Here is a 6000-nt window from a genome sequence, read left to right as displayed (position 1 = left end):
TTCCGGGGTGAATTTCTGACGTTTGGACATGCACTCATTCTCCTACATACGCGTGTCTCACAACATCATGACAGCTCCAGGTTTTCACATTGGAACAATTCGGATTCGCCGTGTAATTGCGCGCTCTAGCAGCATCCAATCAATCGCACAACGCCCTAGAAGCGCATTAATGATGCCATACGAAAGCACTAGGTCATACAACTGACCATATAATCGACATCAAGATATAGACGTTGTTGATCTGGGTAGGGCAACCCCGATGGAACGGATCACTCGTGGTGGCATGCCACTCGCCAAAGTCGAGGGCAATGTCCGTACCGTTCATCCTCAGGTTGTTCCGCAGCATTGGGAACATGGCTTTCAGAGTTATCGGGGCTGGCAGTCGATTCACTTGAACTGAACAGAATTAGATACAGTTTACTTCCATGAAAAGAGTATTCATATACGGTAGCTGCGTGACCAGGGATTCCGTTGCCTGGTTCAAATACTTCAATCTGGAAATGGCCGGGTACGTGGCAAGGCAGTCACTCTTGTCGACGTTTAGACGTGCGGACTCCGCCGAGTTTAAACTTTCGAAGATCACTTCCGCGTTCCAACGGAGGATGGCTAAGAATGATATTGAAGGCAATATGAGATTTGACCTTCGCCGCTCCGAACCAGACGTGGTCTTCTGGGATATATGCGACGAACGAATGCTAGTCCGTAAAATTCCAGGCGGAGGAATGATTACCCAGTCCAGAGACTACGTAACTGAAGGTATACACCCCGGTCCTCTTGGCTATCGCTACACGTTCGGAACCGACGAACATTTCGAACTGTGGGGCCATGCCTTAGGGCAGTTCATGCAAGTCCTTGACCAAGCCGGTCTCGCAAGAAAACTGTATTTGAATGCCACACCCTGGGCTATTGTGGACGAATTCGGCAATAATCACGCTGGACAGTCCGAGATAGCCTCTAAGTTCAACTCGGACGCGCAACGTTACCTAGAGCTTGCCGGGAGCTCTGGTGCAAATGTCGTTGCGATCGATCAGTCAAGAGCCATTTCGCGGACCGAAGGGCATCAGTGGGGTCCAGCACCATTCCATTATGTCGACGATACCTATTCAGCGATGTTAGAGGACCTAGCGGCGGCAGTCGGAAGAGAGCAATCGTAGATGTTCTGGTGATGCACCAACTTCGGCGGAGGCATCACCACATTTCCCAGGCAAATATATTTTAAAGGTCTTGCCTGATTGCTCGCCATTCTTGAAGTGCAGAGTCGAAATGCGCCCAGAATTCCTCCGAAGTGATGTTTCCATGCCCTTCTATGGTGCCCTTGTAGAGAACGAACCGGCGCTTACCGTCAGCACTGATTCCTTCCAAACCCGGAACCCCTACGGCGTCTTTGAAGGGAGAGTAGTGACGTTTGATGTAGTGGTCGTCGTGCGAGCTCTGCGCGAAATAAACATAATTCCGTGGATCCGCAGCTGCGTAATGTCGTGCCATGTCGAAACGTTCAGGTTTCTCCGAAAGCAACGCTGTTGCTTCGTAGCTAGGCCACATCGTATCGAAATATTTAGTAACAGCATGCGGGAATGAGTTAGCAATATTTGTAGCTGATTCTTGGACGTAGGCCATCGAGCCAGAAACCATTGATGACAATCGAAGGGCCGCGAAACCTCCACCAGAACCGCCAACGAATATAACGTGCTTGGCTCCGGTTTTCCCTTTGGCTTTCTGTATTGCTTTCAGAATTGTCACTGCTGGGTCAAACTCGGGTCCTCCCAAGTACCACGACAACAGCATTTCTCGTGTTGCATCCAGTTTCAGAGTCGGGTCGGCGAACGCCATGAATGCCGCGGCCCGCGGTCCGAAGGTCGCCACGCGGGAGAACCGTGGGTAGAAGTTTTTATCCTTTGTATTGGCGCCCATAAAAGTCACGATCAATTCGTCGCTTCTGCCGAGCTTGGCAAAGAAATCTAGTGTCTTTCCGCTACCGATAGGCACACTGTGGACGGCTGTCTGCTGCCCATTGAATTTTAGCGCTCCGATGGATAGCTGTGTCACAATCGGAACTTTGTAGAACGCGTGTTTGCGTTCTTTTAGCCCGGTTATGGGGTTGACATCTACCTGAGGACGCGTTTCTTCAGTAGACAAGGGTGAGGCCTTCTTCTCGGTAGTCACTGATGGGATCGTCTTTTCGGTAGATTTTACCGTCACTTCGATTTTTCCAGAGCAAAAGTCGAGTCCTTGTCTTATTTTCTTCAATACTAGTCCTGGGAAGGTTCGAACAATTTTTACCAACGATATTCACCCGGGTTCGATAAATGTAAATAATCAAATTTCATTATACCGAATGTTTCGTTACCAGGAATGGAGATAAACATGCCAAGCCTAAGCATAAGCGGTGGGCCAAGAAACGGAGCTTTCCCACGCATGCACGGCCCAATCCTTGCGTGACACCGTAGTGTCATGCCCTACTGGATGGCTGGGCAGTCTTCATGCAGATCGTTTTCAATCCTGGTGTGGTGAGCTGTTCTGGCATTCCGGCTTATTTCACTTTCGATGCAAAGCTTGCCGTGATTGGCAACGATACGAAAGATCCAGGAATACAGGCAAAAACTCAGACGATACGAAATTGCGCAAGAAACAATAGGAACGGCACACGGCCACAGCGAGCCGTTCCTGGTGTACGCCCAGCATGGGCATTTGCTCGGAGGTGAAAGTGCTCTGAAGGAGAAGGTGGTTTAACTGTGAGCCAATGATAACTGCGTCACCGCGAGGTGGGTTGGGAAGTAAGTCGGAGTCAAAACCCTGCACCGAGGGACACAAATCGCATAGAAGGCATGTTGGCTGGGGCAAACCGGCATTGGGCGGTGATGCGTGTCCCACCAAAACGTCCAGTGTGTAAATGCGACGGCGGCAGGGGATAGTACGGTTCTTATCTGGGGAGATCTGTCCCGGTGCGTCACCCGAATGTTGGGGTGGAGCGGCTCAGCCTTAAGAGCCGTGGGTGACGGGGCAGAAGTCAGCAGACGCCATAGCACCCACCGGGAGCGTGCTGGTGGTGGGGAAGGCCTAAACGCTGGGAATTGATGATTGGAAGAGATATTTCTCTTGATTCATTGGCATCGCCGTAATTCCGTGGAGCGCGGAGCAGATGGTTTGTTGGAGGTACGGGTGAATCCGGGAGGGACCCTGTCTGTGCGTAGTAGTGGGATTCCAGCGGATGCCGGAGACGAAGTCAGAGATCGACAGGATCAGTGGGAAAGTGTCTTCTCCCAAGGGGACCTGTTGGTAGCGTTAAAACGAGTCGAGCGCAGCAAGAGCCCTGCCGGTGTTGACGGGCTGGGCATGGAGGATATCCGGGGCTGGCTGTTCGAGCAATGGGAGGAGACCCTGGAGGCGTTGGACGCTGGCGCGTATGCGCCGTTACCGGTGCGTCACGGATGATTCCGAAACCTGACGGCGGGCAACGGATGCTGGGGGTTCCGTCCGTGTTGGATCGCTTGATCCAACAAGCTCTCGCGCAAGTCCTGGCCCCGGTTTTCGAGCCGGGGTTCGTGCCGGACTCCTGCGGGTTCCGGCCGGGCAAAAACGCCCACGATGCCGTGAAGGTTGCCCAAACGGTGATCTCGCAGGGGTATCGGTGGGTGGTCGAGGTTGATCTTGATGCGTTCTTTGATCGGGTGAACAATGACATGCTGACGGACAGGGTTGCTCGGAAGGCGATAGACAAGCGGGTGTTGAATCTGGTTCGCCGTTATCTTTAGGCGGGGATCATGGCCGATGGTGTTCGGCGGGAGGCGACGGAAGGAACCTGTCAAGGTTTTCCCTTGTCACCCCTGCTTTCGAACATCATGCTCGACGATTTTGATCAGGAATTCTGGGGTCGGGGGCACCGTTTCGTGCGGTACGCCTACGATATCCGGTTGTTCCTGAAATCGAAGAGGGCCGCGATCCGGGTGCTTGATCAGGCGACGAGAGTCCTTGAGCGGTGCCTGTCGCTTCGGGTGAACCAAGAAAAATCCACGATCATCCCAGCGAACGCTGCAACATTGTTGGGTTTCGGCTTCTACCTCGTTAAGGACGGGGTCAAGGTTCGGATTGCTCCGAAGGCGTTTAAACGCATGAAGCATCGTATCCGCGCTCTGACTTCGCGGAAGTGGAGAGTGTCGATAGGGGCGCCGCATCGAATTATTGAATTTCTATGGCCGGGGATGGATCGGCTACTTTCGGCTGTCTGATGCACCGTAAAGGTTCTCTGAGCTGGACAAATGGTTAAAGCGTCGGATGGGGCAGACCCGATGGAAGAAATGGAAGCTCCCGCGGACGCGGGTCGCGAACCTGCGCAGTTTCGGGATACGCCGTTATTTGGCGTGTCAGTAGAGCAACAACAGTCGCGCGTACTGGCGTATCGCTGGATCGCCAACCCTCAAGAGGGCACTGCCCAACGAACACTGGACGAGTCAGGGCTTGTTGCTCTTTCGCCATGCGTGGGATCGGATTCAAACGACCTAGCGAACCGCTGTATGCGAGGTCCGCACGTACGGCGGTGTTAGAGGTGGGGGCGCGAAATTCGCACCACCTACTCGATTATTGACTATTGGCCATTTTTAGCGTGGTGACCACAAGAAAGAAATAAGGCTAGCAGTCCCTCAGTCAAAATGGATGTTGACCTTAACAATTCATACCCAAGAAACTACGAGCCGTGTCGCAGGTTACCGATGGAACGAAGCTGCGTCGACTCTTCTGAATCTCACCGACTAGCGTGTAACCAACGTCACCCAAGATCCTGCCGTGCGCCAGGTCCTTGTCGAGCCCATCGAGACAGAAGCCGCGTGCGCTTCCTGCCGGTGGAAATGATCTTCTGGTCCTGGTTCGCAAGCGGCGCATGTCCTGCCAGAAACCGGCCTGTGAACGACCCTCAATCGAGCAAAGCACTGCGAAGAAGTTCGCGTTCCGTGCACGGTTCACCGTACGCCGCTCGCAGTAGCTCATGGACGAATTGATGGGCGAACTGGGCGCAGTCTCCCAGATGGCTTCTGGATGTTCGGTGTCCTGGTCAACGGTCATGGCCAGGCCCAATATTGTTGGGGAATTAGTCGGGGACGTGGATAGGATGTGCACTGGTCGGCTGGGCATAGACGAGCACCGGTTCCGGATGGTCCGCTACGCCCGGTGCCGGTCCGGGAAGGTTGTTCGGATTGAGCCGTGGATCATTGTCTTCACGGATCTCGATACCGGGAAGATTCTGGATATTGTGGACGGCCGCCACTGTTGCACCGTGAAGAAATAGTTGAGATCTAAGCCGAGGTGTTGGCCCCAGCGCGTCAAAAAGGTTGCCATCGCCATCGCCATGTCTCGGAATTCAGCACAGCACGCGAGAGCCTGCCCAAGACGATGATCAGCGTGGATCGATTGCACGTTGTCGGGCTCGCGAATCTGATGATCACGCAAGTACGCCGGCGCTGCTCACACGCGGCAAATGAGCGCCGCGGCAGGCCCAGCGACTCAGAGTACAAATACCGAAAACTACTGACCTGAAATCTGTAGAACCACACCACCAATCAAGTAGAACGGCAGAAATTTATCTTGGAAACGTACCCGGAACTCGGGTGGATCCACGCGATCAAAAACGTGAGAGGACTATTGAAAGCTACGGATATACATGAGTACCAGTCCCGGTGGGCGGTGCTTGAGAAGTCGGTGAAAGCAACGAGAATGACCAAGGCGACGAAGTCCTTATTCAGTACGTTGACGGCGCGGCGAAGAGAGGTGCTGGTCTTCAGGAAACTAGGCTGACTAAGGTCAGGAGTGAGGCCGCGAATTTGACAGCGAAGAACCGGAGACGTGTCGGCAAGGGGTAATCAGAGGCATGATTGTTATCGACTCAAGATACTCTAAATATACGGTATGCTTGCGGCCGAGTTGGACATCCAGCGTAACGCTTATCTTTGAGGAGCCCCTAAAAGCGAAAAGGTGATCTGAACTGGGAAATCGAGGTATCTAATCACCATT

3 protein-coding genes and 2 pseudogenes are annotated in these 6000 nt (G+C 53.3%); 4 read left to right on the top strand and 1 reads right to left on the bottom strand.

Annotated features, from left to right (window positions below; translation table 11 throughout):
- Nucleotides 1-425 precede the first annotated feature (425 nt).
- Nucleotides 426-1154, top strand: coding sequence for a DUF6270 domain-containing protein (locus tag CQ015_RS02255; protein ID WP_105649251.1), 729 nt, complete (start codon nt 426-428; stop codon nt 1152-1154).
- Nucleotides 1155-1215: 61 nt separating this feature from the next.
- Here CQ015_RS02255 and CQ015_RS02250 read toward each other — a convergent pair whose 3' ends face one another.
- Nucleotides 1216-2163, bottom strand: a complete 948-nt coding sequence (locus tag CQ015_RS02250) for a hypothetical protein (RefSeq protein ID WP_146114001.1) — start codon at nt 2161-2163, stop codon at nt 1216-1218.
- A 1020-nt stretch (nt 2164-3183) separates the two neighbouring features.
- On the opposite strand from CQ015_RS02250, the gene CQ015_RS19210 reads away from it, so the two are divergent.
- From CQ015_RS19210 to CQ015_RS02240, 3 genes and pseudogenes are all read left to right on the top strand, one after another.
- Nucleotides 3184-3432 (top strand): hypothetical protein, encoded by a 249-nt coding sequence (locus CQ015_RS19210; RefSeq protein WP_258138411.1) that lies wholly within the window; start codon nt 3184-3186, stop codon nt 3430-3432.
- A pseudogene (locus CQ015_RS19205) lies at nt 3366-4226 on the top strand (reverse transcriptase domain-containing protein). Before CQ015_RS19210 ends, CQ015_RS19205 begins: the two are co-directional and overlap by 67 nt.
- A gap of 424 nt (nt 4227-4650) precedes the next feature.
- Nucleotides 4651-5965, top strand: a pseudogene (locus CQ015_RS02240) (transposase).
- The last annotated feature ends 35 nt before the right edge of the window (nt 5966-6000 follow it).

The sequence above is a fragment of the Arthrobacter sp. MYb221 genome, assembly GCF_002979835.1.
Lineage (GTDB): Bacteria > Actinomycetota > Actinomycetes > Actinomycetales > Micrococcaceae > Glutamicibacter.
Note: the sequence above shows the minus strand (reverse complement) of the source record. Positions and strands in the feature narration are given on the sequence as shown.

Bases quoted from the DNA above. Each gene is read 5' to 3' on its own strand.
- CQ015_RS02255 (WP_105649251.1), top strand. From the start codon at position 426: ATGAAAAGAGTATTCATATACGGTAGCTGCGTGACCAGGGATTCCGTT.